This is a genomic window from uncultured Paenalcaligenes sp., assembly GCF_947630565.1.
In the GTDB taxonomy this organism is placed as follows: domain Bacteria; phylum Pseudomonadota; class Gammaproteobacteria; order Burkholderiales; family Burkholderiaceae_B; genus Paenalcaligenes; species Paenalcaligenes faecalis.
On sequence record NZ_CANRIC010000037.1, the window covers coordinates 1 to 22,091 of the forward strand.

The 22,091-nt window shown below is 45.3% G+C and carries 22 protein-coding genes; 13 read left to right on the top strand and 9 right to left on the bottom strand.

Annotated features, from left to right (window positions below; genetic code table 11):
• Window positions 1-52 precede the first annotated feature (52 nt).
• The 7 genes from Q0Z62_RS07785 to Q0Z62_RS07815 all read left to right on the top strand — a co-directional run bounded on the left by Q0Z62_RS07785 (window position 53) and on the right by Q0Z62_RS07815 (window position 9,130).
• Window positions 53-1,351 (top strand): DNA cytosine methyltransferase, encoded by a 1,299-nt coding sequence (locus Q0Z62_RS07785; RefSeq protein WP_298053071.1) that lies wholly within the window; start codon window positions 53-55, stop codon window positions 1,349-1,351.
• 311 nt (window positions 1,352-1,662) lie between these two features.
• Complete coding sequence (locus Q0Z62_RS07790) at window positions 1,663-3,291, top strand: hypothetical protein (RefSeq protein ID WP_298053074.1); 1,629 nt, start codon at window positions 1,663-1,665, stop codon at window positions 3,289-3,291.
• Between the two features lie 27 nt (window positions 3,292-3,318).
• Window positions 3,319-5,856: a restriction endonuclease-like protein gene (locus tag Q0Z62_RS07795; RefSeq protein ID WP_298053078.1), complete on the top strand. Its 2,538-nt coding sequence runs from the start codon at window positions 3,319-3,321 to the stop codon at window positions 5,854-5,856.
• Window positions 5,857-6,009: 153 nt separating this feature from the next.
• Entirely contained in the window at window positions 6,010-6,588 is a 579-nt protein-coding gene (locus Q0Z62_RS07800) for an NUDIX hydrolase (protein WP_298053080.1), read from the top strand.
• Between the two features lie 14 nt (window positions 6,589-6,602).
• Window positions 6,603-7,379 carry a leucyl/phenylalanyl-tRNA--protein transferase gene (gene aat / locus Q0Z62_RS07805; RefSeq protein ID WP_298053085.1) on the top strand — a complete coding sequence of 259 codons (777 nt, stop codon included), beginning with the start codon at window positions 6,603-6,605 and terminating at the stop codon, window positions 7,377-7,379.
• A complete protein-coding gene (locus tag Q0Z62_RS07810; RefSeq protein WP_269901403.1) occupies window positions 7,372-8,085 on the top strand; it encodes an arginyltransferase in 714 nt (237 codons plus the stop codon). Before aat ends, Q0Z62_RS07810 begins: the two co-directional genes overlap by 8 nt.
• A gap of 1 nt (window position 8,086) precedes the next feature.
• The gene (locus Q0Z62_RS07815; protein ID WP_269901402.1) at window positions 8,087-9,130 is read left to right on the top strand and encodes a quinone-dependent dihydroorotate dehydrogenase; all 1,044 of its coding nucleotides are present in this window, start codon (window positions 8,087-8,089) and stop codon (window positions 9,128-9,130) included.
• Window positions 9,131-9,270: 140 nt separating this feature from the next.
• Here the strand turns inward: Q0Z62_RS07815 and phaP are convergent, their stop codons facing one another.
• The 4 genes from phaP to Q0Z62_RS07835 all read right to left on the bottom strand — a co-directional run bounded on the left by phaP (window position 9,271) and on the right by Q0Z62_RS07835 (window position 12,627).
• The gene (gene phaP, locus Q0Z62_RS07820; RefSeq protein ID WP_298053090.1) at window positions 9,271-9,849 is read right to left on the bottom strand and encodes a TIGR01841 family phasin; all 579 of its coding nucleotides are present in this window, start codon (window positions 9,847-9,849) and stop codon (window positions 9,271-9,273) included.
• Window positions 9,850-10,091: 242 nt separating this feature from the next.
• Window positions 10,092-10,907: an IclR family transcriptional regulator gene (locus Q0Z62_RS07825; RefSeq protein WP_298053093.1), complete on the bottom strand. Its 816-nt coding sequence runs from the start codon at window positions 10,905-10,907 to the stop codon at window positions 10,092-10,094.
• Window positions 10,908-10,993: 86 nt separating this feature from the next.
• Window positions 10,994-11,800, bottom strand: coding sequence for a molybdopterin-binding protein (locus Q0Z62_RS07830; protein ID WP_298053098.1), 807 nt, complete (start codon window positions 11,798-11,800; stop codon window positions 10,994-10,996).
• Window positions 11,801-11,817: 17 nt separating this feature from the next.
• Window positions 11,818-12,627: an EI24 domain-containing protein gene (locus tag Q0Z62_RS07835; protein ID WP_298053101.1), complete on the bottom strand. Its 810-nt coding sequence runs from the start codon at window positions 12,625-12,627 to the stop codon at window positions 11,818-11,820.
• A gap of 62 nt (window positions 12,628-12,689) precedes the next feature.
• Between Q0Z62_RS07835 and Q0Z62_RS07840 the strand changes: the two genes are divergently transcribed.
• Entirely contained in the window at window positions 12,690-13,076 is a 387-nt protein-coding gene (locus Q0Z62_RS07840; protein ID WP_298053104.1) for a thioredoxin family protein, read from the top strand.
• Here the strand turns inward: Q0Z62_RS07840 and Q0Z62_RS07845 are convergent.
• From Q0Z62_RS07845 to Q0Z62_RS07855, 3 genes are read right to left on the bottom strand one after another with little or no spacing between them, the layout of a single operon-like run.
• Window positions 13,053-14,417 (bottom strand): DEAD/DEAH box helicase, encoded by a 1,365-nt coding sequence (locus tag Q0Z62_RS07845; RefSeq protein WP_298053107.1) that lies wholly within the window; start codon window positions 14,415-14,417, stop codon window positions 13,053-13,055. The genes Q0Z62_RS07840 and Q0Z62_RS07845 overlap by 24 nt on opposite strands.
• Window positions 14,418-14,450: 33 nt before the next feature.
• Window positions 14,451-14,786 (bottom strand): AzlD domain-containing protein, encoded by a 336-nt coding sequence (locus Q0Z62_RS07850; protein ID WP_298053109.1) that lies wholly within the window; start codon window positions 14,784-14,786, stop codon window positions 14,451-14,453.
• Window positions 14,787-15,464, bottom strand: coding sequence for an AzlC family ABC transporter permease (locus tag Q0Z62_RS07855; RefSeq protein ID WP_298053120.1), 678 nt, complete (start codon window positions 15,462-15,464; stop codon window positions 14,787-14,789). It lies immediately after the preceding gene.
• A gap of 151 nt (window positions 15,465-15,615) precedes the next feature.
• Between Q0Z62_RS07855 and Q0Z62_RS07860 the strand changes: the two genes are divergently transcribed.
• Both Q0Z62_RS07860 and Q0Z62_RS07865 read left to right on the top strand, forming a co-directional pair.
• Entirely contained in the window at window positions 15,616-15,816 is a 201-nt protein-coding gene (locus tag Q0Z62_RS07860) for a zinc-finger domain-containing protein (protein ID WP_269901394.1), read from the top strand.
• A gap of 39 nt (window positions 15,817-15,855) precedes the next feature.
• On the top strand, window positions 15,856-16,947 hold the full coding sequence (locus Q0Z62_RS07865; protein WP_298053111.1) for an alpha/beta fold hydrolase: 1,092 nt from the start codon (window positions 15,856-15,858) through the stop codon (window positions 16,945-16,947).
• A gap of 3 nt (window positions 16,948-16,950) precedes the next feature.
• Here Q0Z62_RS07865 and Q0Z62_RS07870 read toward each other — a convergent pair whose 3' ends face one another.
• Entirely contained in the window at window positions 16,951-18,432 is a 1,482-nt protein-coding gene (locus Q0Z62_RS07870; RefSeq protein WP_298053113.1) for a M48 family metalloprotease, read from the bottom strand.
• Window positions 18,433-18,445: 13 nt separating this feature from the next.
• A complete protein-coding gene (locus Q0Z62_RS07875; protein ID WP_298053116.1) occupies window positions 18,446-19,306 on the bottom strand; it encodes a cytochrome c oxidase assembly protein in 861 nt (286 codons plus the stop codon).
• 149 nt (window positions 19,307-19,455) lie between these two features.
• Here Q0Z62_RS07875 and Q0Z62_RS07880 point away from each other — a divergent pair, with 149 nt between their 5' ends.
• From Q0Z62_RS07880 to Q0Z62_RS07890, 3 genes are read left to right on the top strand one after another with little or no spacing between them, the layout of a single operon-like run.
• Window positions 19,456-20,601 (top strand): monooxygenase, encoded by a 1,146-nt coding sequence (locus Q0Z62_RS07880; protein WP_269901390.1) that lies wholly within the window; start codon window positions 19,456-19,458, stop codon window positions 20,599-20,601.
• A 4-nt stretch (window positions 20,602-20,605) separates the two neighbouring features.
• Complete coding sequence (gene dusB / locus Q0Z62_RS07885; RefSeq protein WP_269902135.1) at window positions 20,606-21,640, top strand: tRNA dihydrouridine synthase DusB; 1,035 nt, start codon at window positions 20,606-20,608, stop codon at window positions 21,638-21,640.
• An 11-nt stretch (window positions 21,641-21,651) separates the two neighbouring features.
• A complete protein-coding gene (locus Q0Z62_RS07890) occupies window positions 21,652-21,891 on the top strand; it encodes a helix-turn-helix domain-containing protein (RefSeq protein WP_269901389.1) in 240 nt (79 codons plus the stop codon).
• Window positions 21,892-22,091 lie beyond the last annotated feature (200 nt).

The window sequence follows — 22,091 nt, forward strand, 5'->3', positions numbered from 1 at the left end:
ACCATGCTTCGCCCTACAGTCATTCATCAAGAATTTTTAGTAGTAGTTAATAATGACCAATAAAACCAACGTCCTTCTACAAGCAGAAGAAATTATTAAGCCCTTAGCACTTAAGCATGTGCCACAAGACAGTGATGTTGCAGCGGTAATTGACCAATGGTTACACGCCATTGCGACCGATAGCCAGTTTTACTGTAATCCAGAAATCAGCAACCCAGAACAGCTCAAAGAGCATGTGATCAGCCTGCTACAAGAAAATGGTTTATACACAACGCGTAACGCGTTCTTTAATGATGTGTTTGGTGATTTAAAGCTAAAGCCTGATTTTGACGCTAAGTTTCGCTTTATCGACTTATTTGCGGGTATCGGTGGGATCAGATTGGGAGCTCAAGCAAATGGAGGGGTTTGTGTATTTTCTTCAGAGTTCGATTCTTTTGCTCAGAACACATATTCATTTAATCATGGAGAGCATCCATTTGGTGACATAACAAAAGTTCAGGAAAAAAACATCCCTGAACATGATGTACTATTAGCCGGATTTCCCTGCCAACCATTCAGCTACTCAGGGCGCTGTGAAGGTTTTGAGGATAAAACAAGAGGCACGTTATTTTTCGATGTTCTTAGAATATTGGAGCAAAAAAAGCCAAAGTTTGCACTTTTAGAGAACGTGAAAGGTTTTAAATCCCATAACAAAGGGGAGACTATGTTTATAGCGCTTAAAGCGTTAGAAGAAGCAGGTTATGAACCTCATTGGACTATTCTGAACAGCTACGATTATGGCGTACCTCAATATCGTGAAAGGTGGTACTGCGTTGCAATTCGAAAGGATCTCGGGATTACCGATTTTTTGTTTCCAGACTTAATAGATAGAAAAACTAAGCTTAGAGATATTGTCAATCTTAATGAAGACGATCAATCTCTATCAATCACGAAATTTGAAAAAGAAAGGATTAAATATCATTTTGATAATTATAAAAAACAGGAGCGAGTGCAGCATGATAACTCAATGTATAAACCTCATACGAAAAAGGGAAGACATGGGGTTTTTTCCTTTTCGAAGGCTGACGGTTCTTTAAGATTTCATGTAGGAGACGCTGCAAAAACTCAAATACAAGAAGCTTTCTATGCTTGCTTAGATACTTATGCGCCTACGATTATTGCAAATCGTGTCCCAAAATTATGGGATATTCAAAGAAAGCTATCTGTAACAGAAGCGTTGCATCTTCAGGGGTTTCCTGATGAATTTAATTTTAGAGTATCTAAAGCGCAAGCTTACAAGCAACTAGGTAACTCCGTAACAGTTAATGTAGTTCAAGCAATTATTGAAAATATTATAAAAATTAAGGACTGATTATTATGGCATACTTGGCTTTAGATAAAATACTAGAAGCAAGAACCTATGTTGAAGAAAACATAAAAAAGCCTGATACATTTATGGGACTCGTGCTGTTTTTGTTATGTGTTGTAGAGAGAAAGCGAAATGGCTCTTATCTAAAGTCAGATATGAAGCAGTTTTCAGAACTTGCAGATGCTGCTTTCTATCTATCCGATACACGATCATCTTACTCAGATAAATATTGGTTTGCGTTACTAACAAATGATTGGGTCGATCAAGTAAAGGATTACTTTCTCAAAGGAAATAAAGTTTCTGCAAATAAAGTTATGCAGTCAATTTTTTGGTTAGATAGCTTTTCCGAACTTCAATTAAAAATCAACTTAATCCCAAAAGATATTTTTGATGAGCTATTTATAGCTGATCTGGATGAATCAGATTTCAACCAAGCCAGTCAAGTAAGAAAAGCTGATTTGTTATCAAGTTATGGTGGGAATCAAGAAGCATTAACCATTAAATTTGATGGTTCTTTTGTTAAGAAAAGAGCAGGGGATTTGAGTGGCGCGCCTTTTGGGCAAACACTGTATGCAGCTACGGAAATTAAAAAAATAATTTCCGTATTTGATTTTGATTTTATAGAGAAATTTGATTTAACTGGCTCCAATAAAACATACAATTACTCAATGCCTTCATCAGAGGTATGCTTATCCAAACCCTTCCTCCTTCTCGCTGGTATCTCAGGTACAGGTAAAACCCGTTTTGTGCGTGAGCAAGCTAAAACATCAGGGCAGTTCTCTGAAACCTATTGTTTAACCTCGGTGCGCCCCGACTGGCATGAGCCGAGTGACTTGCTTGGTTATATCTCCCGTTTAAACGGTGCTGCTGAATACATCACGACCGATGTATTGCAGTTTATTGCCAAAGCTTGGCGTGCGATTGCTGATAGTGGCTTATCCATTGAAATTCAAGACACCGAGGACTTAGGCAAGCGCCTAGTGGTAGCAGGTGAACGTGATGCACTTGAGCAGGTGCTGCCTTACTGGTTGTGTTTGGATGAAATGAACCTTGCCCCTGTTGAGCAGTATTTTGCTGATTATTTATCGGTACTGGAAACCCGTGAATGGTGTTGGACAGGTGATAGCTTTACCTACAGCAGTGATGCGTTATTAAAACCCGCCACCATTAAAGAAGTCGCTGATAGCGAAAAGCTACGCAAAGAGTTAGGCTTTGATAGTGAAGAATACGATGAGCTGTGGGTAGATATTTGCCAATATGGTTTAGGTATTCCTTTCAACCTGTTGGTTGCAGGCACGGTGAATATGGATGAAACCACCCATGGCTTTTCGCGCAAAGTGATTGACCGTGCCCTGAGCTTTGATTTTGGTGCGTTTTTCCCTAACGACTATGACGATTTTTTTATCCCTACCAGTTGTAACAAACGCCTCAGTTACCCCATTTGGTCACACGCCAGCAAAGCGGATTTAGCCAATACCTTTGATGCTGATGGCGCAAAAACCGTTGCGTTTTTATCGGCCGTTAACGCGGTGTTAAAAAACACCCCATTTGAATTGGCGTTTCGTGCATTAAATGAACTATTGCTTGCCGTTGCTAGCTGTCAGCCCAAAGACGAACTTACCCTAAAAGCCGTATGGGATGACTTTATGATGTGTAAGGTTCTGCCCCGTATAGAAGGCGATACCGACAAACTTACCACAGCAGAGGGTAAGGCGTTGTTAGCCGAGCTTAATACTGTGCTAGCAGACCAGTTAGCACCAATTTGGTCAGCGTCCGCAACGGATGAAGTTAATCAGCGCCCTGATTTATATCGCGAGAAAATTGTGGCCGATGGCGCTACGGAGGAGGAAAAGGTACTGCCCATTCCGTGCCGTTCAAAAGCCAAGTTAAAGTGGATGAGTGATCGTTTAGCAAGCGCCACTTTTACCAGTTTCTGGCCTTAGTGGGTTGGTATCGGGGAGTATTAGCACATGCCAGAATTATTAAGGCTTAAAACTGACAAGTTTATTTTCACCGTTAAAGCCGCATCGATTGAGAACCGAAGTAAAACCTTAAAGAAAACGTTGCTCGCTCGTGATAGCGCTATCCCTAATATTTTAGTAAGAGTCGAACCTGAAATAAATTTGAGCGAGTCACCGAGAGGGTTTGTTGATGGAGCCTGTTCATTTTTATATGCGGTAGAGGAGCTTAAGCAATGCACTCAAGTAAATTTAGACGTCCCGCTTTTTTTTGAAAACACACTTTATCAATTTGAATGGATCTTTTTGCAAGGAGTTCAGGGAGCGAGGCTAAATCATCGCTCTAAAGCTGTTTGTGATGCATTTATCTTTACCCCCTGTGAAGACGGATTAAATGCACGTTTAACTGGCACCATCAATACGAGTAATGATGTTGGTTGGTTACGTTTGTCACTCACCTTTGAGCTCAATGGCAAAACACAGACTCAGCATATTGCGTTTGAAGTGTTACCAACCAAAATAGTGCTGCATCAAGACCTACCCCCCATGTACCAAGCCATTGACAAGGTTTACCCCCTTTGGCGCTTTAGTTTGGTAGAAAAAACCGAGCAAGACGCAGCGACTAGCCAGCAACGTGGACACTTTCCACTGATGTGGTTGGCTAATTTTGCTGCATTGAGGAAGCGCTTTGAGCAAGGCTTAAAAGTGATTTGTGCTGCACCGCATAGCCGTTTACAACCCACAGTGGCCAATATTAAAGCGGCTAAATTAAAAGGGCGCTTGCCACATAAGTTAGCTGAGCAGGTCAAGCAAGACTTTGCTAATGGTCAGTACGATAAGCGTTATGTGGTCGAAAAAAAGCAACTGAGTGTGGATACCCCCGAAAACCGCTTTATCAAAATGGCGGTGAATAGAAGCAAAAGGCAATTAGCGGAATTTGAACAAAAGCTTAGGCAAAGTAATCAAGCGCCAGATCGCCAGCGGTTGTCGGATGCATTTTTAAATGAGCTACATAGTTGGCAACAGCCTCTGCAAAAAGTGTTAGATCAAAGTTTTTTAAAAGAGGTTGGTATATGCACAGGGGTAAACCGTGAATCGTTAGTGCTGCAGCAAAAAACGGGATACAGTGCGGTGTATCGTATTTGGCAGGAGCTGAAATTTTATTTAGATGTATTTGGCAATCAGTCGAGCATTTCAATGAAATCAGTGGCTGAGATTTACGAAGTGTGGTGTTTCTTGTGTTTGAAACAGATTTTAGAGCAGGACCTTGGCTTTGAATTGGTGAAAAACAGTGCGGCTAAGCTCGCCCAAAATGACTTTTTTGAATACAAACTAAAAGATGGTTTTGCCGGTGCCTTTTGTTTTAAGCGCAGTGATGGTGTGACAGCTAGGTTGGCACACGAGCCTAAATTTACCAAAAAGGGCCTATCAATACGCTCGTACTTGGTTAACCAAGAGCCCGATATTGTGTTGGAAGTGACATTACCTAAAAGCGCCCATTTAACAAAAGCAGACTCAGGCTCATCACAAGAGAAGCAGTTTATTTGGCTGTTTGATGCCAAGTACCGCATTAAAACCGAGAAAAACCGCTTTGATGACAGTAATGAAGATATTGAAAATACGGATTATGTACCAGACGATGCCATTAACCAAATGCACCGTTATCGCGATGCACTCATCCGATTATCAGAGCCCCGCTTACCTGAATCGCCATCAAGTGCAATAGCTAGCCAACCCGTCAAGAAAAGCCGCCCTGTCTTTGGTGCTTTTGCTTTATACCCTGGCTTTTTTGATCAAGCGACAAACCAAAACCCCTACGCAGCCGCGATAGAGGAAGTCGGTATTGGCGCGTTTGCCCTGTTGCCTAGCCAAAACGAACTTAGTCAAACAGACACCACCCAGACTAAAAGCCGTTATTACGGGCATCAGTGGTTGCTAGAATTCTTGCAAGCGCAAATTGGCACAGCACCGAATACACAAGCAGGGCAAGTCAATGACGTCATGTATCCTGTGGCTGGCATGGCGGAAAAACTCTATGTACAAGAAGCCGCACGCATACCGTATCATGGCATGCGCCAAGTGCTGTACCCTGATCTAACGATGACAGTGGCATTGGGTGGGCAACGTGGTCGTGATAATGGCTATTTTGAAAAATTTCAGCAAGGTGCAGCGCAGTGGTATCACCTGCCGCAACGCACGTTTTTACAGAAATTTAAGCAACATATTGCCGAGGAAATTCGCTATTTAGCGTTGGCATCTACCTCAGACGCTCAAAGTTCAACCAAGCAAATTGACAAACTTTGGCCGGTTAAGCGAGTCACTGTGTTGCCACGCTACACCATTACCGAAGATCAAGCGGGTAAGAAATCAGATTCTGCTGATTTATATTATTTATTTGAACTCGGCAAACCGCTCTCGCTGCAAACGCCAGTGACCAACGTGCCACATCGCCCAATGAAAAACTCGATGAAACTCACAACCTTAACTCGCCTAGAAAGCGTCACTAAGTTTACTAAGATTGAGAAGGTGTACGAAGAGGCAATGGTATAGACAAAAACCAACAGGACCTTGGGCAGCATGTAATAGTTATCGGCTAATGAACTCTAGGTACGAGTCAGACCCCTGACAAAAAATTAGTCAGACTATTGCTTGGGCAACAAGTGTTCTACAATCTTAACCACCTGTCTAACTTTATAGAACGCTATGACTAGCCCATCTGATTTCTATTTTCCTAATCCCCGCACGATTAACTACTGCACGCAATGCGCAAACCCATTGGCACGGATTATTCCTCCTGATGATAATCGCGTCCGTGATGTCTGTTTACAGTGTGGCTCTGTTCACTACCAAAACCCACGTAATGTAGTGGGGGTAGTGCCAATTTGGGGGGATAAAATCCTATTATGCAAACGGGCTATTGAACCTCGATATGACACATGGACGTTGCCGGCTGGCTTTATGGAGCTTAAAGAAAGCACGGCTGAGGGTGCGATGCGCGAGGCTGACGAAGAGGCCGGAGCCCATCTAGAACTCGGGGAGCTATTTACCGTCATTGATGTACCAGAGGCGGGGCAAGTCCACTTGTACTATTTAGCTACAGTGACTCGCCCTGAGCTAAATCCTGGCCCTGAATCCTTAGATGCCAGGTTTTTTGCTTTAGATGAAATCCCTTGGGATAATTTATCCTTTAAGACGGTCAGCACAACCATAGAGCACTATTTAGCCGATCGTCAGAAAGGCCATTTTTCTGTGCATCACTACAGTCTTAGCGAAAACCACTAAGTCATTCTCTGACTATGCCGTCTATTTCTATTCCGTGGATTGAGACTAATGAGCCATTTCCCCCTGTGGAAATGGCTTTAGATAATGGCTTACTGGCAGCTGGGGCTGACTTAAGCCTGCCCCGCTTGCTTTACGCCTACCAACATGGGATTTTTCCTTGGTATAACGACGCAGAGCCCATCCTGTGGTGGTCTCCAAATCCACGGACTATCTTGCAATGCAATCAGTTTAAGCTGTCTAAATCATTAGCAAAAAAATGCCGACAACTAGCGCGTCTAGAATTAACGGATAAGGCACCTTTACGAATCACCACCGATGCCGCTTTTTTAGCTGTTATCTCGCAATGCGGTAAAACGCGTCAACATAAGGAAGGCACTTGGATCTCGGAAGAGATTATTGAGGCTTATCATCAACTACACCACTTCGGCTTTGCTCATAGCATTGAGGTCTGGCATGGGTCTGAATTAGTAGGTGGGTTGTATGGAACAAAATTAGGCCGTTTTTTCTTTGGTGAGTCTATGTTTAGCCTTATGACTGACACTAGCAAGATTGCCCTTTACTATTTAACCCAACTACTACAGCACCGTTTTCAGATTGAGTACATTGATTGCCAACAAGAAACGGATCACTTGCTTAGTTTAGGAGCCCATTCCATTGCTCGCTCTGATTTTGTCGAGCTTCTCAATCACTATACGGCCCTAGAAACACCTGAATGGCACCAAGGCCAGCTACGTGCCAATGGGGACATTTACCCTCTACCTGCTGATCTTCAGCCAGAGTCTCGTGCCTAAACCTATCTCCACTGCTATCCAGTTTTATACAACGTCAAGCTACGACTGCAGCTATTTAGCGCATAAGCGTGCTCGGTCTTTAGTGGCTGCGCCCTCACACCTCATCAACAATACCAATTACAGCGCCTTAATTGACGTAGGTTTTAGACGTAGTGGCACATTTATTTATCGTCCCCACTGCGAACCATGTCATGCTTGCACTCCACTGCGTGTTGATACCACTCGCTTTGCCCCGAGTCGCAGCTTCAAACGCACCCTCAAGCAGTTCCAACATCTCAGCACAACCCGTAAGCCATTAGTTTGGAATGATGAGCATTACGCCTTGTATCGCGATTATCAAGCAGCCCGTCATACTGGGTCTGATATGGATAATGCCGATAAATCGCAATACATTGAGTTTCTCTTAGCCAGCAACGTGAATTCTTACCTGATTGAGTTTAGAGATGGCCCTACCTTAAAGATGGTGGCCTTGATTGATGAGGTTGAGCAAGGGATCTCTGCGGTTTACACCTTTTTTGATCCTTTGGTTTCAGGTTTAGGGACATACGGAATTCTATGGCAAATCAACTATTGCCAACAATTACAATTACCCTGGCTATATTTGGGTTATTGGATTCAGCAAAGTCGTAAAATGGCATATAAAACACGCTTTGCTCCTTATCAACTTTTTTTACATGGCGAATGGGTCTCAAGCCCAGCCCCCTAATATGTCATTACTACTTCATACCTACGGTTTAGTACGCCCTGCTCTATTTCGCATGGATGCCGAAAAAGCACATGAGTTTACCTTGCATTGGCTCGAAAAAGTCCATCAGGTCGCGGCTAGTCTTATAAGCCAAGAGCTCTTATTACCGACTAAATTAATGGGCTTGGATCTCAAAAACCCCGTTGGTTTAGCGGCAGGATTAGACAAGAATGGGGCGCATATTGATGCATTAGGCGCATTGGGTTTCGGCTTTGTAGAGGTCGGCACTGTCACTCCTCTGGCACAATCAGGAAATCCAAAGCCTCGCTTATTTCGTCTGCCTGCTAAACAATGCCTGATCAACCGCTTTGGCTTTAATAATGAGGGCTTAGACCAGTTTATTCATAATGTGCAACAAAGCCAATGGCGCAAAAATGGCGGAACTTTAGGCCTAAACATTGGGAAAAATGCCGCAACACCTATTGAAAATGCGACGGAAGACTATTTAAAGGGTCTAGATGGGGTCTATGCTCATGCGGACTATGTGACCGTAAATATCTCGTCTCCTAACACGCAAAATCTACGTGCACTACAAGGTGAAAACGAGTTAATTCAATTATTAGGCGCCTTAAATACTCGTAGAGCAGAACTACAAGAGCAACAGGGTCGTTATGTCCCCATTGCCGTAAAAATCGCCCCTGACTTGGATAGCGCACAAATAGATAGTATTGCTACAGCAGTACAACAATGCCAAATCGACGGTATTATTGCGACCAACACGACCCTAAGCCGCGATTACGTCATAAATCAACCTAACGCCCATGAGCAAGGCGGCCTATCAGGGCCTGCCGTTCACGAGCTATCCCTTCGCGTCATTCAGCGTCTACGCCAACAACTAGGGACAGACTATCCCATCATCGGTGTGGGCGGTATTAGCTCAGGGGTTCAAGCCGTGGAAAAAATTCAAGCAGGCGCTAATGCCATACAGCTATATACGGGCCTCATCTATCAAGGGCCGTTGTTAATTCGTGACTGTGTGGATGCCATTCAGAACCAAACTCGTTAAGCCCAAATAGAAAAAAGCCCTTAGTTATAAAACTAAGGGCTATAAAAACAACACACCACACAGGATGGCATAAATAGTTACCTATATATGCCACTTATTGCCTTGCACTTTACTACCCCTAGCAAGGCAAGACAATTCTATTATTTAGCGTTACGAGCGCGAGCAATGTTTTGCTCTACGACTTCAGCGGCTTGTTCAGCTGTTTTCATTACAGCACCAGTTGCTGCATTCACGTTAGCTTGATTTAATTCCGCAGCCTGACGTGTCGCTTTTAACACAGTATCTGTCGCGTTGCTAGCGGCAACTAAGCCTGATTTAACTAAGGCCACTGCGCTTTCGCTGCCAGCTGGTGCGTTTTTAGCGAATTGCTCTACGAACTCAGCGGCTTGTTGCTGGCTGTCTGCAATTTGTTTTTCAGCTAGTTGAGTGATTTCTTTTTGAACACTGCTCACTACTTCAAAAACTTCTTTACCGTAATTTAACACTTTTTCAGCAGAAGGCTGAGCCAATTCAGTAGCAAAGCTAGCAACTTGTTGCACGTCTTGAAGACCGGCTACTTGCTGAGATTTAACAGCGATCTCATCTAAAGAGCTTTTGAATAGTTTGATGTTTAGATTAACCAATTTCTCGAAACCAGAGAAAATATGGTTCTGAGCTGTGATTAGGTTCTCAAAGTTTTTCTGTTGAGTAGAAATAAACTGTTGTGCTGGTACGCTCATGGTGTTTTCCTTAAGAGGCTGATTCGACATACATTAATAAATTATTACCGAAGGCCTAGACCGTTTAACTAGAACGGAAAAACCTTCCATGTTGCATTGCAACAATACCTATATTGTACCCACATAAACATTGGGGTCAAGGCCATATTGGTTATTTCTAAAGACAATGTAGTTATTATGCTGCACTACAACAATCTGTAATATATCAATCAAAGCAAGGTTTTACGCCCACTTAATCGCTTTCACGAGCTGCGTCGCTCATCCCTTTTGGGTTCAAACCCCAAGGAAGCGGAAATAGACTTAGCCGTGTCTTGCAATATAGGTATCCATGAATCACGTAAACGCTCAGAAGGAGCTGATAGCGATAACCCTGCAACCAAAGTCCCTGTATCATCATAAATGCCTGCGGCAATACAACGCACCCCTAGCTCTAGCTCTTCATTATCCCGAGCATAACCATGTCGTCGAACTAAAGCTAACTCGTTTTCTAGCTCTGATACCTGCGTAATGCTGTTACGGGTATTCCCTGCTAAACCTGTTCGCATGACATAGGTGCGTACTTGACGGGAATCTAACTCAGATAAAAACAACTTGCCACTTGATGTTAGGTGCAAAGGAGCATGCCCACCAATAGCGCGCACCACTTGCATACCCGAGTTCTCACTCCAAGAGCGTTCCACATAAACAATTTCATCACTTTGCTGCAAGGCTAAATTCACCGTTTGTCCTGTGATCTTATGAAGCTCTCGCATGGCTTCAACCGCCACAGTACGCACATTCAGGCGTCCCTTAACTAAAGACCCCAATTCCAGTAGTCTCATACCTAATCGATATAAACCACTATCCACTCGCTCCACATAACGACCTACTACCAAGTCGTTCAAAATACGGTGCGTGGTGGAGGTGTGTAGCCCTGTCGCTTTAGCCAGATCTTTTAAGGCTACCGGTTCTGACTGACGAGCTAACTCATCAAGCAAAATCATGGCGCGCTCTAGGACCTGTATAGTGACTAATCCGGAACTTAAACCCGTTGTTGGCATGGTTTTAGCAGCAAGCATAAAGAGATTGGCCTATGTAGTAGGAAAGATGGTGCAGTGCAATAATTCCATGTTATGAAATTCAATTCCACATAGCAAGTCCTGCTTTACCCTAATAGCTCCCATTTACCCCCCACCTCTGTGACCCGGTTCTGTAGGAAAACAAAGGCTTGAGCACACGACTCGGGGTCGCCTTTGACTCCTAATTCTATATGGGGACGCACCGATTTATTTCCTACACTTGGCAAACTAAAGGCTTTTACGGTTGGCCAGTTAAGCTCTAACTGCTCTAAGGCTGGGGTAATTCTAGATTCTGGCAAGGCAAAAGCTAAGAACGACATCTCTACTGAAGTCTCTGTATGATGAAAATCAGCGAACTTGTGATCTAACACCCACTCCATCATCGGCCACGCCATCACAGGGAACCCTGGCGTAAAGGTATGATTTTGAATAAAGAACCCTGGAATCTTATTGAACGGGTTAGGCACAATCTCGGCCCCCACCGGAAAGACGCCCATTTGTAGTCGCTGCTGATTTTCTGCTAACGACATATCAGCACTACCATGCCCTTGTAGTGCCTGCTCTTGAGTTCGCTCTGTTATTAAGGCAGCGGCCTCGGGGTGCAGTGTTAAATCGACCCCTAAGGCTCGAGCTGCAGCCTGACGCGTTTGATCATCAGGCGTTGCCCCGATGCCACCACAACAAAACACAATATCTTGCGTTGAAAAACTGGCTCGCAAGGTGTGTTCAATATGATCAGGCTCGTCAGAAATAATCTGAGCACTATGCAGCTTCAAGCCTCTGGCTTTTAATAGCTCCACTAAATGAGAAAAATGCTTATCTTGACGCCGTCCAGATAGAATTTCATCACCAATAATGATTAAACGAATTGCTGGGATCTGCTTTTTTTGCATAACTCTCTCTTTGGAATCTACAGGGTTAATTCATGACTATCTAGTGTTTTTTCTGCACGTAATGACTCTAGCGCTGACAAATTAAAATGAGCAAAAACCAAAGCAGAAAAAACAGGCAAAATAAACCAGGCCGGTGGTAATAAGTTCAATAATGACAAGACCAAGCCTAATAACCAATATTCTTTGTTATGACGTTGCAGCAGTATTTTTCGCTCTATGGTACTGGCATGCTCTACGATGGAGTCCACCCGCAACAAACGGGTAAAAGCAAACGCCCACCAAAAAACAGGTAGTACTAAAGCCAGAGGAGCGATCAGCCAAAAAGGCAAACTGAGCATCCAGCCCATAATAAACAAAAAACCGACCCACAACGCATTAGCCACACTGTAGCTAAATGCATTTTGCCCCTGTTTTTTTAATGTGGGGTGGGATTTATTTTGCACAAACAATAAAACAATGGGCATGACCATCACCGCAGAGACAATTAGCCCGGCTATACCGGCTAAGGGCAGTAAGGTTCCAGCTGCTAAAACAGGCACAATTATTGTTTTAATGGCAAACAACCCGATTCCCACTAACCATAAGTCAGCATGTGCATCCAGAACTCCCCATTGCATTAACCAGTGTGCAATTAGCTCTTTTAACGGTGTCCAAAAAAACCATAATAATAAAACAGCCCCGAATAAAGCGACTAAAAAAGGCAGCACTAAGGCCCCCAACATTTTAGGGTGCATCTGAGAGACTAAGGCACGACTAAATGCTTGTCGTATCCGCTGACCTGCTGTTTGACCTGCTGGGGGCTTTAGCTCAGTAGAAATAGAAGTCATAATAATTACAGATGTGATTCCACATTATGATAGAACGATTATTTAATTTTAAGGTATATCCTATGCTTTATCCGCAACAGAACCTAAAAGAGTTACTACAAAAACTATCAACACAAACAGACTCTCAATACACCATTGTCTGTTTCTGTGCGGCTTGGTGTAGGACCTGCAATGGCTTCGAGGCTCAAATTGAATCCCTAGAACTTAAATACCCGCAGCACAGCTTTGTTTGGGTGGATGTAGAAGAACACGAAAACCTACTCATTGACGAGGATATTGAAGACTTCCCTACTATTTTGATACAAAACAAAAAAGGGACCCTATTTTATGGTCCCTTATTGCCTTTTGCTGAGCATATTGATCGCTTATTACAACAAGCAGAAAAAAAACCTCAGTTTGGCGCGCCTGTCGCCAGTTTTGAGCAATTAGTAATAGCCGCCGCCCAATAGCACACCCACAAACCGTTTTTTATTGCCATTGCTATTTGTGTTCGTAGCAGGCTTAACAACCGCTGTTGTGCTATTTGGCTGGTACGGTTTATAGAAAATCTCATCCTGAGGTTTATGAGGACGGCCTCGCTCTCGGTAGTTTTCTCGCCCCCGAGCCACACGAGGGGGCTGTGCTACCGTAGGCAAATTTAATTTTTGCAATGTGAGCTTGCTGCCGATCAGTTTTTGAATATCATTCCACAAATGACTTTCTTCAGCGCTCACTAAGGCAATGGCCTCACCTTTGGCTCCTGCCCGACCAGTGCGCCCAATACGGTGTACGTAGTCTTCGGCATTAAAGGGCAGATCAAAGTTAATCACACAAGGCACCCCAGCCACATCTAAACCACGAGCTGCCACATCGGTTGCCACCAAGACTTCTAGTTCATCTGCCTTAAAGGCCTCTAGCACTTTCATTCGTTCGATTTGGCTTTTATCGCCATGAATCGACTCGGCCTTTAGGCCATTTCGTTCTAATTGACGAGCTAATCGACTGGCTCCCGCCTTTGTGTTCGTAAACACAATAACTTGGCTGAGTTTTTTGCTACGTACAATGTGTTCTACTGCCGCACGTTTATCGTCACCCTCTGCAGAGTAAGCACTTTGTGTTACGGTATCTGCCGTCGCATTACGAGCAGCGACTTCAATACTGACTGGGTCGTTTAAAAAGTTATTACCTAGCTTGCGTATCTCTGGGCTAAATGTCGCTGAAAAAAGTAAGCTTTGGCGCTGTTTAGGCAATTGACGCACAATGCGGTCTAGATCAGGTAAAAACCCCATGTCTAGCATGCGGTCAGCCTCGTCTAACACCAAAATGCCTACCTGACTAAGACTGACATTTTTTTGCTCAATATGATCTAACAGTCGACCGGGAGTAGCAATTAGGATTTCACAACCCCGGCGTAGTTCGTCTCGCTGTACTCTAATATCGACGCCACCAAATACAATGGCGGAACGTAAAGGCGTATTTTTACAATATAACTTAACGCTTTCTCCGACCTGATCCGCCAATTCTCGGGTAGGGGTCAAAATCAAGGCCCTTACTGGATGACGAGCTGGAGAAGCACTGCTAGTTGCAAAAGGCATAAGCCGATGCAAAATAGGTAATGAAAATGCGGCGGTTTTACCTGTACCCGTTTGCGCTGCCCCCATCACATCGCGCCCTTGCATCACCACAGGCAAGGCCTGGGCTTGAATAGGTGTTGGTGTGGTATAGCCAGCAGCTAAAATAGAGGATAGTAAGTCGGGGTGTAAACCAAAACTGGAAAAGCTAGGAACAGAATCTGCGTTTGTGTCTTTCATTGAGAATGTGTATTGCGTTGCGGCACAAGCCAACTAAAACAAGGCTCTACATAGCCAATACGCCATCATGCCAGAAGTCATTAACCACACAGAGTTCTGTGTGCGAAAATACACCAGCACGGCAACCAAGGCCGCAATCAGTTTGTAAGGGTCTAAGCCAGGTGATTCCTGTGCCGACCACGGTAGAAATTCGGGTAATATAATAGCGGTGAGAGCTGCTACGGGTGCATAACGTAATGCACGTCGTACACCATCGGGCAAAGGCAAATGATCACCAAATAAAAAATAACCTGCTCGGGTTAAAAAGCTCACCACGGTTAAACAGGCTATTGCGCCCAAAATATACCAATCATACTGTGTAAATGGCATTTAGGTGCTCCTTTTGTTCTGTAGTTGCTCTGTCACCACGCCCGCCACAACTCCTGCGATCACAGAGGCCACTAAGCCCAAACGTAATGGTAAGAGCTGCCCTACCCACGCCACCACGCCTGCCACCACTAAACACATTAAAAAAGGACGCGTTTTTAACAAGGGTAAAATCACCGCCATAAGCGCTAAAATAGCGGCGTACTCAATCCCCCATGACGCGGGTATAAAGCCACCTAAAAAGATCCCAGCGAATGAGCAAATCTGCCAAGTAAACCAGCTCGGGATCACAATACCTAAAAAGTACCATAAGTGTTGCTGTCTACCAACAGGCTTATCATTACCAAAGCGAGACATGAACAAGACAAAGGTAATATCAGTGGTCACAAAGCCGAGTGCCAAGCGCTTTTTCCATGGTAAATGACGGAAAAAAGGTTGTAGTGCAGCACCAAAAATAATAAATCGTATATTCACGATCATCCCGGCAGCAAAAATCAGCCACAGAGGCGCACCAGACTCAATCAGCGGTAATGACGTTAATTGCGCCGATCCAGCGTACACAAAGAGCGTCATTAGACCGGAATAGGTTTCTGACAGGCCCGACTTTAACATGGCGATCCCCGTCACAAAGCCCCATATCCCCGTTGCAATCAACGCCGACGACGCCTCGTTAAAACCCAAGCTAAAATAACGACGCTCACGATTAGAGAATGAGCCAAGTCGTAGTTTGTTTTGTAATGACACCGTGTCTCCTAAGTTAAATACCGCCAAGGACGGCTAGGGCTTGCTACAATTATCGTATTATTTGCCTATCAGCTATTAAGGAGCCATCATGAGCGCGACCCATACCCAAAAAACATTTGAGACTATCACAGTAAACGCGTCTGATTTACCTGTTCACTGTCCTGGTCCAAACTCCCCCCTTTGGAGTATGCACCCTCGTGTCTACATAGAAATCGAGAAAAACGGCACAGCAAGCTGCCCATATTGTAGCGCTACCTACCAACTCGCAGCTCACAATAACGCAGAGTAGCTACCCAATCTGTCTCATTTTTTTCGCTTTTAACTATTCGTGACTGCCAAAATTGATCTTGCTGACTGCCCCTCACCCGTTTGGTTACCGGGCGGACACGCACAAACCATCTACAGTGCTTATATTGCACGCCACCATCACATTACATTTGTGCGGCAACGCATCAATACGCCCGATGGTGATTTTCTTGATTTAGATTGGACTGGCCCAGGGTTATTTGCCGATAAACTTGCTTCAGGAGCCATGGCTCCTTATGACGCCCAATTACACTCCACCGCAGCTAGACGATGGATGCAAGAGGATGATTGGGCTCGTCTACCTCAAAGCCCCGAAACCCAAGCCTTAGTGTTATTTCATGGTCTAGAGGGCAGCAGTCAAAGTCACTATGCTCAATCCATTGCCCAATATTTTAGGGCTCGTGGCTGGGTCGTTGTCGTTGCCCACTTCCGTAGTTGCTCTGGCTTCCCTAACCGAATGGCCAGAACGTACTACTCCGGAGACAGTGAGGAAATCTCATTTATTTTAGGCTCGGTACGTGAACGACTACCGAAAGCCTCATGGCACACCGTCGGCGTGTCTTTAGGCGGTAATGCCTTATTAAAACATATAGGCGAACAAGCCGAACAAGCCCATTGGCTCACCGCAGCCGCCGCTATTTCTGTTCCTATGGATTTAGTAAGTTGTGGTCAAAGGCTCTCGGATAGTTTTATTGGCAAACGCGTTTACTGTCCGCACTTTTTAAAAACCATGAAAAATAAAATTTTTGAAAAGTCAAAACGCTTTCCTGGCATGATAGACACCTTGCGGTTAGGCCAAGCCAAGACCTTACGGGATTTTGATGATGTCTATACCGCCCCCATGCATGGTTATAAAAATGCACTGGATTATTGGACTCAGGCATCAAGCAAACCACTGCTCTCGCAAATCGCGATCCCTACGCTTATTCTTAATGCCAAAAATGACCCTTTTGTCCCGATGGAGTCATTACCTCTACCACAAGACTGTTCAGCTCATGTATTGCTACATCAACCAGAACAAGGTGGTCATGTAGGCTTCACCACGGGAGCATTCCCCGGCACTATCCACTGGCTGCCTACACGATTAGCTCGTTTTTTTGAAACGAACACCTAATTTTTAGCTTTTAAAGCGCTCTAGCAATAATCGATCGCGCTCCAACTGCTCTCGCAAGTCACGAATTTGCACATCCAGTGTTGATTGCTCGTAAAAGTCAGTGCTTTGATTTCTGGCCTGCTGCAACTGAGAGACAGCGCTAGGCAAAGCACCTACTAAAATATAATAGTCAGCCATGGCTCGACGTGCTGCTATGGGCTGCTGATTTTGCTCAAGTGCGGCACCCAACAGCTGATGGAATCGAGGCTCCTTTGGCCATTGCAGAATTCGTTGTTGTAAAAATGGAATACTTTGAGTCGTTTGATTTTGTTTCTGCATTGCCTCAACAAGTGCTAATGCAACCGCTTGATTTTGCGGCCACTGTCGCCAAGCCGCTTGTGCTTTTTCTAGGGCTTGAGCATTTTGTTTCTGGGCCCACAGTAACTCAACCTGCAACACATCCATCGTGGCTGAACTCACCCCTGTCTGCATCGCACGCTGTAAATACTGTTGCGCCCCAGCTAAGTCTCGACGCTGCTTTGCAGCATAAGCCAAACCATAATAAGCCGCTGCCTGTGAAACCCCTGTTCGACTAGAGCTTAAACTCTGCAAACGCTGCTGCAAAGACACCAAGGCGGAGCCACCTTGGGCTTGAATCACCATAGCGGCTGCCTGTACAAACCAAAAATCATCACTTTCAGAAAAGGATGCCGTGGTATTAGACATAATCCGGTTTTCCACATCAGATAATCGTTGGGCAGATAGTGGGTGAGTCGTTGCATAGGCGTTAGGAGACTCATTTAAACGAGAGCTTTGCATCAATCGTTTAAACATATCCGCCATCCCGACGGGATTAAATCCAGCCCCTTGTAACATTTGATACCCGACTCGGTCGGCCTCTTGTTCGGCTTGACGAGAAAACCCTAACTGACGGTCTACGGCGGCGGCCTGTCCGAAGGCCGCCACACCCATAGCCAAATCAGCACTACCTGCTAAACCGGCTAACAGCGCCCCCACTAAAGACGCGATCATCAGGTGACTGGATTCAGAGCTTTGTGTCATGCCTCGAGCCACGTGACGCTGAGCTACGTGCGCAATTTCGTGTGCCACCACCGAGGCTAACTCGGACTCACTGGCTGCAGAGGCTAATAACCCCGTATTGATCCCCACATACCCACCAGGTAAAGCAAAAGCATTAATACTGCTATCACGCAGTGCGAAAACCTGAATATCATGATGCAGCGGAACGGAAGAGTGAGCCGCGAGTTGTTGCCCTAGCTGAGTCAGGTATTGATTAATCACTGGATCAGAGACGTATTGCGGATCACGACGCCCTTGCTCCATGATCGCATCCCCTAACGTGCGTTCCAAATTAGGGGATAGCTCAGCACCTGCTGCAGTACCAATACTGGGAATACCCATGGGCTGCGCCATCAAAACCGGTACGCTAGCCATCTGAACACAGAGCGCTAAAGCGACCCAACGACTACCTGTTCTTTTTTTCATGTGGCCCTGCCTCCTACGAACTCACAGTGGGACTACCTAATCGCATACGCTCTATTACCTCTGAACGTATTCTACCTTTAGCTGATAATCGAACAGCTGTTGCTAATGCATATACGACACCAAAAGTCTCGACTAGCCCAGCAGCCACCCACATCACTAGCCCCCCAACAGCCTGATCTTTTAATGCATCAAAACTAGGTATGGCTCGACCACACAGATCAAAAATGGGGTAAAGATCCACAGAGGCAAAAGTAATATAAATACCAGCAACAATTTGTGGCGCCATCGTTAAGAGGGGCGAAATGACTCTGGCCCATGGACGCATTGCGGCAGGTGGTGCTGGCCGACGATCTAAAATCAAATTCCAATACATAAAGCCACTAATCACCACAGACCAGTTCATCACTCGATATAAACGCCAATCAATCATTGAGTAGAACTGAGGAATGGGAAGCAGCCAAACCAAGACAAAAAAGACAAATAAAAACGGTACAAAAATACGATGAGTGAGTAGTGTTTGTAACCCTTTACCCAATCTAGTGCGATTCAAATCCCGCAATTTATAGCGCCATGACGCAGGCAGGCCTGCACGCATGACTTGTCCTGGGTACGACAGCATGACCATCAAAGGCAATAAATGGTGCAAAAACAAGTGTTGAATACGATGAATGAAAAACATGCGCTCGGAATAGTAATCCACTATCGTATGCAAATTGAGATAGAGCCCAATAAAGCCTAACCAAAATAACCATTGTCGCCACACCTGTACATGACGCACTCGGCTGCCGCGCCAAAACAACACGGCGCAGACAATAAAAACAAGAATTAACGAGGGGGAGAACTCCCATGGCACAAGCCAATCCAATACATTCATTGGGGTCTCTGAGTCAAAATAAAAGAATATATAGTTTACGCGATTGAGATCTAGACCTAAGAAGAAACCTAAAGTTTCCCGCCTAAAACTAGCTATCCATTACAATAGCCTTATTTGATTGATTTCGCACCTGCTGCTGCTTGCTATCTATGACTCGCCTTGATTTTGACATTGCCATTTGCGGGGCTGGCCCCGTTGGTTGTGTATTTGCTTTGCTTTTACATCAATACAACCCCACTACGCGCATTGGCCTTTTTGGACAAAAACCACCCCCGTCCGGCTCTGTATTAGATCCGCGTACTCTGGCGCTCAATCATGGCAGTCGCCAACTCCTAGAACAGCTCGGCGTGTGGCCAAAACGCTATGCGCCTATTCATACTGTACATGTCTCTCAACAAGGCCGATTAGGTCGCACCCTTATCACCCCCACTGAGCTAGATGTAGACTTATTAGGCTGCGTGGTCAATTACGACGACTTACTACATGGCCTACGTCAAGCAGTCCAACAGCAAGGCATTTCATACCTAGAGGTGGCAGCCCCTGCTCAGGTACAATCAACACAACACGCTATTATTCACACTGACTCGACCAGCTACACTGCTGCTCTTGCTGTCCAGTCTGATGGAGTCCGTCCTAATCAGTTAACTAGGGACTACAACCAACACGCCTTACTCGCTACCATTCAAAGTAGCCACCCAAAAAAAGACTGGGCATTTGAACGCTTTACCGCTAATGGCCCGTTGGCCTTACTCCCTCACCCGAATCAATCTGACTGCTATGCCTTAGTTTGGTGTAACTCTCCAAGCCGCACAGCGTCTTTGCAAGGCATGGATCACTGCACCTTTAATACCGAACTCATGCAATCCTTTGGAGCCAGACTCGGGGAACTCTCCCTTGTCAGTGATCGGTTTGACTTCCCGTTAGCCTTATCCGCAGGGCCATCTCTGCCTGCCCCATATGTAGTTGCTATCGGCAATGCGGCACAGACCTTGCATCCCGTTGCAGGACAAGGATTAAACCTAGGCTTACGTGATACGGCACAGCTAGCGCTCTCTTTACGCCCTTGGCTAGCCACTCCCGACCTAGACCCAAGCTCAGCACTACAGCAATACGCCCAACAACGGCGTCCTGATAGATGGCTAACTGGCACTGTCACTGATGTATTACCCCGAATTTTTGCCACGACGAACCCTCTCATTCAACATGCTTGCGGTTTAGGTTTATTAAGCATGGATATGTTGGCGCTAGCGCGCCAGCCATTAGCGAGACAACTACTACAAGGGCTACGTATTTAATATGATGCGCATTGGTTCTTGGCAGTTAACAAATCCAGCAGTGGTCGCCCCAATGGCTGGCGTGACGGATCGACCTTATCGGCGTCTTTGCAAAGCCCTCGGTGCGGAATACGCCGTAACGGAGATGGCGGCAAGTAACCCCCGTTTATGGGATAGTGTCAAAACTGCTAGGCGTCTTGATCATACGGGAGAGCCCGATCCGATTGCCGTGCAAATCACAGGCTCTGATCCGGTAATGATGGCGGAAGCCGCCTTATTTAACATAGAAAAAGGCGCTCATATTATTGACATAAATATGGGCTGCCCAGTAAAAAAAGTCTGTAATGTACTTTCTGGCTCGGCTTTATTAAAAGACGAAGATCTGGTCGCTCGGATCGTAGAAAGCGTGGTGAATGCCTGTTTACCTCATCAAATCCCTGTCACACTAAAAACACGTACAGGCTGGGATCGAGACAGTAAAAACGCCATCCGTGTAGCAAAGCGAGCCGAGGATGCAGGCATAGCCGCTTTTACCTTACATGGACGAACTCGCTGTGACTTTTACCAAGGCGAGGCCGAATACGATACAATTCGAGATGTCAAAGCTGCCCTTCGCATCCCTGTGATTGCCAATGGTGATATCGACTCCCCAAAAAAAGCACGTTATGTCTTGGATTACACCAAGGCAGATGCGGTTATGGTGGGTAGAGCCGCACAGGGGCGCCCTTGGATTTTTCGGGAAATCAACCATTTCCTGCAGCACAATACCTTTTTAGATCCACCCACCTACGGCGAGATGAAGCACGTCTTGCTAGAGCACCTTGAAGATCACTATGATTTTTACGGTGAGTTTATCGGGGTACGCTCAGCACGCAAACACATAAGCTGGTATTTGGCCGATACACCCAATGCCGCTGAGTGGCTAGCCACCATCAATAAAATCGAATGTACTAAACAACAACTACAGGCTGTAGCTAGCTGGTTTGACCAACATGACCCAAGCTCATTTTTGGTGCAGCCTACGGCTATGACTGCCCCACCTTCTCGTCGACCGCTTTAACTGATAAAAACATGCCAAACACCAATCCTCTAGAGCAATCTGTTCGTGACAGTCTTGAACGCTATTTTGCTGACTTAGGTGACTCTCAGCCTCGTGATATCTTAGCGATGGTTATTAACTATGTAGAGCGCCCTGTCTTACAAATTGCCCTAGAAAAGACCAATGGAAATCAATCTAAAGCCGCAGAAATACTCGGTATTACTCGTAGTACCTTGCGTAAAAAGCTGCTGGCTCATCATATCCAACCTTAACTTTAAGACTGCTAATCATCGTCAATAACCCCGCCCTAAAGGGCGAGGCTTGCCAGCTTGGTTCTGTGCTTGCCTAGATTGACCAGACTCAGCGCTGTTAGGGCGCTACGTTGTAACGAAGTTCAAGACGCACCGTGGGATGCTTCCTCAGTCCCACGCTCTGTAAGCGATAGCCGCAGACACGCCTAGGGTAGGCACGA

Excerpts from the sequence above, each read along its gene's own strand:
- Q0Z62_RS07800 (WP_298053080.1), top strand. The coding sequence starts at position 6,010 with ATGACTAGCCCATCTGATTTCTATTTTCCTAATCCCCGCACGATTAAC.
- Q0Z62_RS07850 (WP_298053109.1), bottom strand. The coding sequence starts at position 14,786 with ATGCCATTTACACAGTATGATTGGTATATTTTGGGCGCAATAGCCTGT.
- Q0Z62_RS07825 (WP_298053093.1), bottom strand. The coding sequence starts at position 10,907 with ATGCTTGCTGCTAAAACCATGCCAACAACGGGTTTAAGTTCCGGATTA.
- Q0Z62_RS07815 (WP_269901402.1), top strand. The coding sequence starts at position 8,087 with ATGTCATTACTACTTCATACCTACGGTTTAGTACGCCCTGCTCTATTT.
- Q0Z62_RS07785 (WP_298053071.1), top strand. The coding sequence starts at position 53 with ATGACCAATAAAACCAACGTCCTTCTACAAGCAGAAGAAATTATTAAG.
- Q0Z62_RS07890 (WP_269901389.1), top strand. The coding sequence starts at position 21,652 with ATGCCAAACACCAATCCTCTAGAGCAATCTGTTCGTGACAGTCTTGAA.
- Q0Z62_RS07875 (WP_298053116.1), bottom strand. The coding sequence starts at position 19,306 with ATGAATGTATTGGATTGGCTTGTGCCATGGGAGTTCTCCCCCTCGTTA.
- Q0Z62_RS07845 (WP_298053107.1), bottom strand. The coding sequence starts at position 14,417 with ATGAAAGACACAAACGCAGATTCTGTTCCTAGCTTTTCCAGTTTTGGT.
- aat (WP_298053085.1), top strand. The coding sequence starts at position 6,603 with ATGCCGTCTATTTCTATTCCGTGGATTGAGACTAATGAGCCATTTCCC.
- phaP (WP_298053090.1), bottom strand. The coding sequence starts at position 9,849 with ATGAGCGTACCAGCACAACAGTTTATTTCTACTCAACAGAAAAACTTT.
- dusB (WP_269902135.1), top strand. The coding sequence starts at position 20,606 with ATGCGCATTGGTTCTTGGCAGTTAACAAATCCAGCAGTGGTCGCCCCA.
- Q0Z62_RS07790 (WP_298053074.1), top strand. The coding sequence starts at position 1,663 with ATGCAGTCAATTTTTTGGTTAGATAGCTTTTCCGAACTTCAATTAAAA.
- Q0Z62_RS07870 (WP_298053113.1), bottom strand. The coding sequence starts at position 18,432 with ATGAAAAAAAGAACAGGTAGTCGTTGGGTCGCTTTAGCGCTCTGTGTT.
- Q0Z62_RS07880 (WP_269901390.1), top strand. The coding sequence starts at position 19,456 with ATGACTCGCCTTGATTTTGACATTGCCATTTGCGGGGCTGGCCCCGTT.
- Q0Z62_RS07795 (WP_298053078.1), top strand. The coding sequence starts at position 3,319 with ATGCCAGAATTATTAAGGCTTAAAACTGACAAGTTTATTTTCACCGTT.
- Q0Z62_RS07860 (WP_269901394.1), top strand. The coding sequence starts at position 15,616 with ATGAGCGCGACCCATACCCAAAAAACATTTGAGACTATCACAGTAAAC.
- Q0Z62_RS07835 (WP_298053101.1), bottom strand. The coding sequence starts at position 12,627 with ATGACTTCTATTTCTACTGAGCTAAAGCCCCCAGCAGGTCAAACAGCA.
- Q0Z62_RS07840 (WP_298053104.1), top strand. The coding sequence starts at position 12,690 with ATGCTTTATCCGCAACAGAACCTAAAAGAGTTACTACAAAAACTATCA.
- Q0Z62_RS07830 (WP_298053098.1), bottom strand. The coding sequence starts at position 11,800 with ATGCAAAAAAAGCAGATCCCAGCAATTCGTTTAATCATTATTGGTGAT.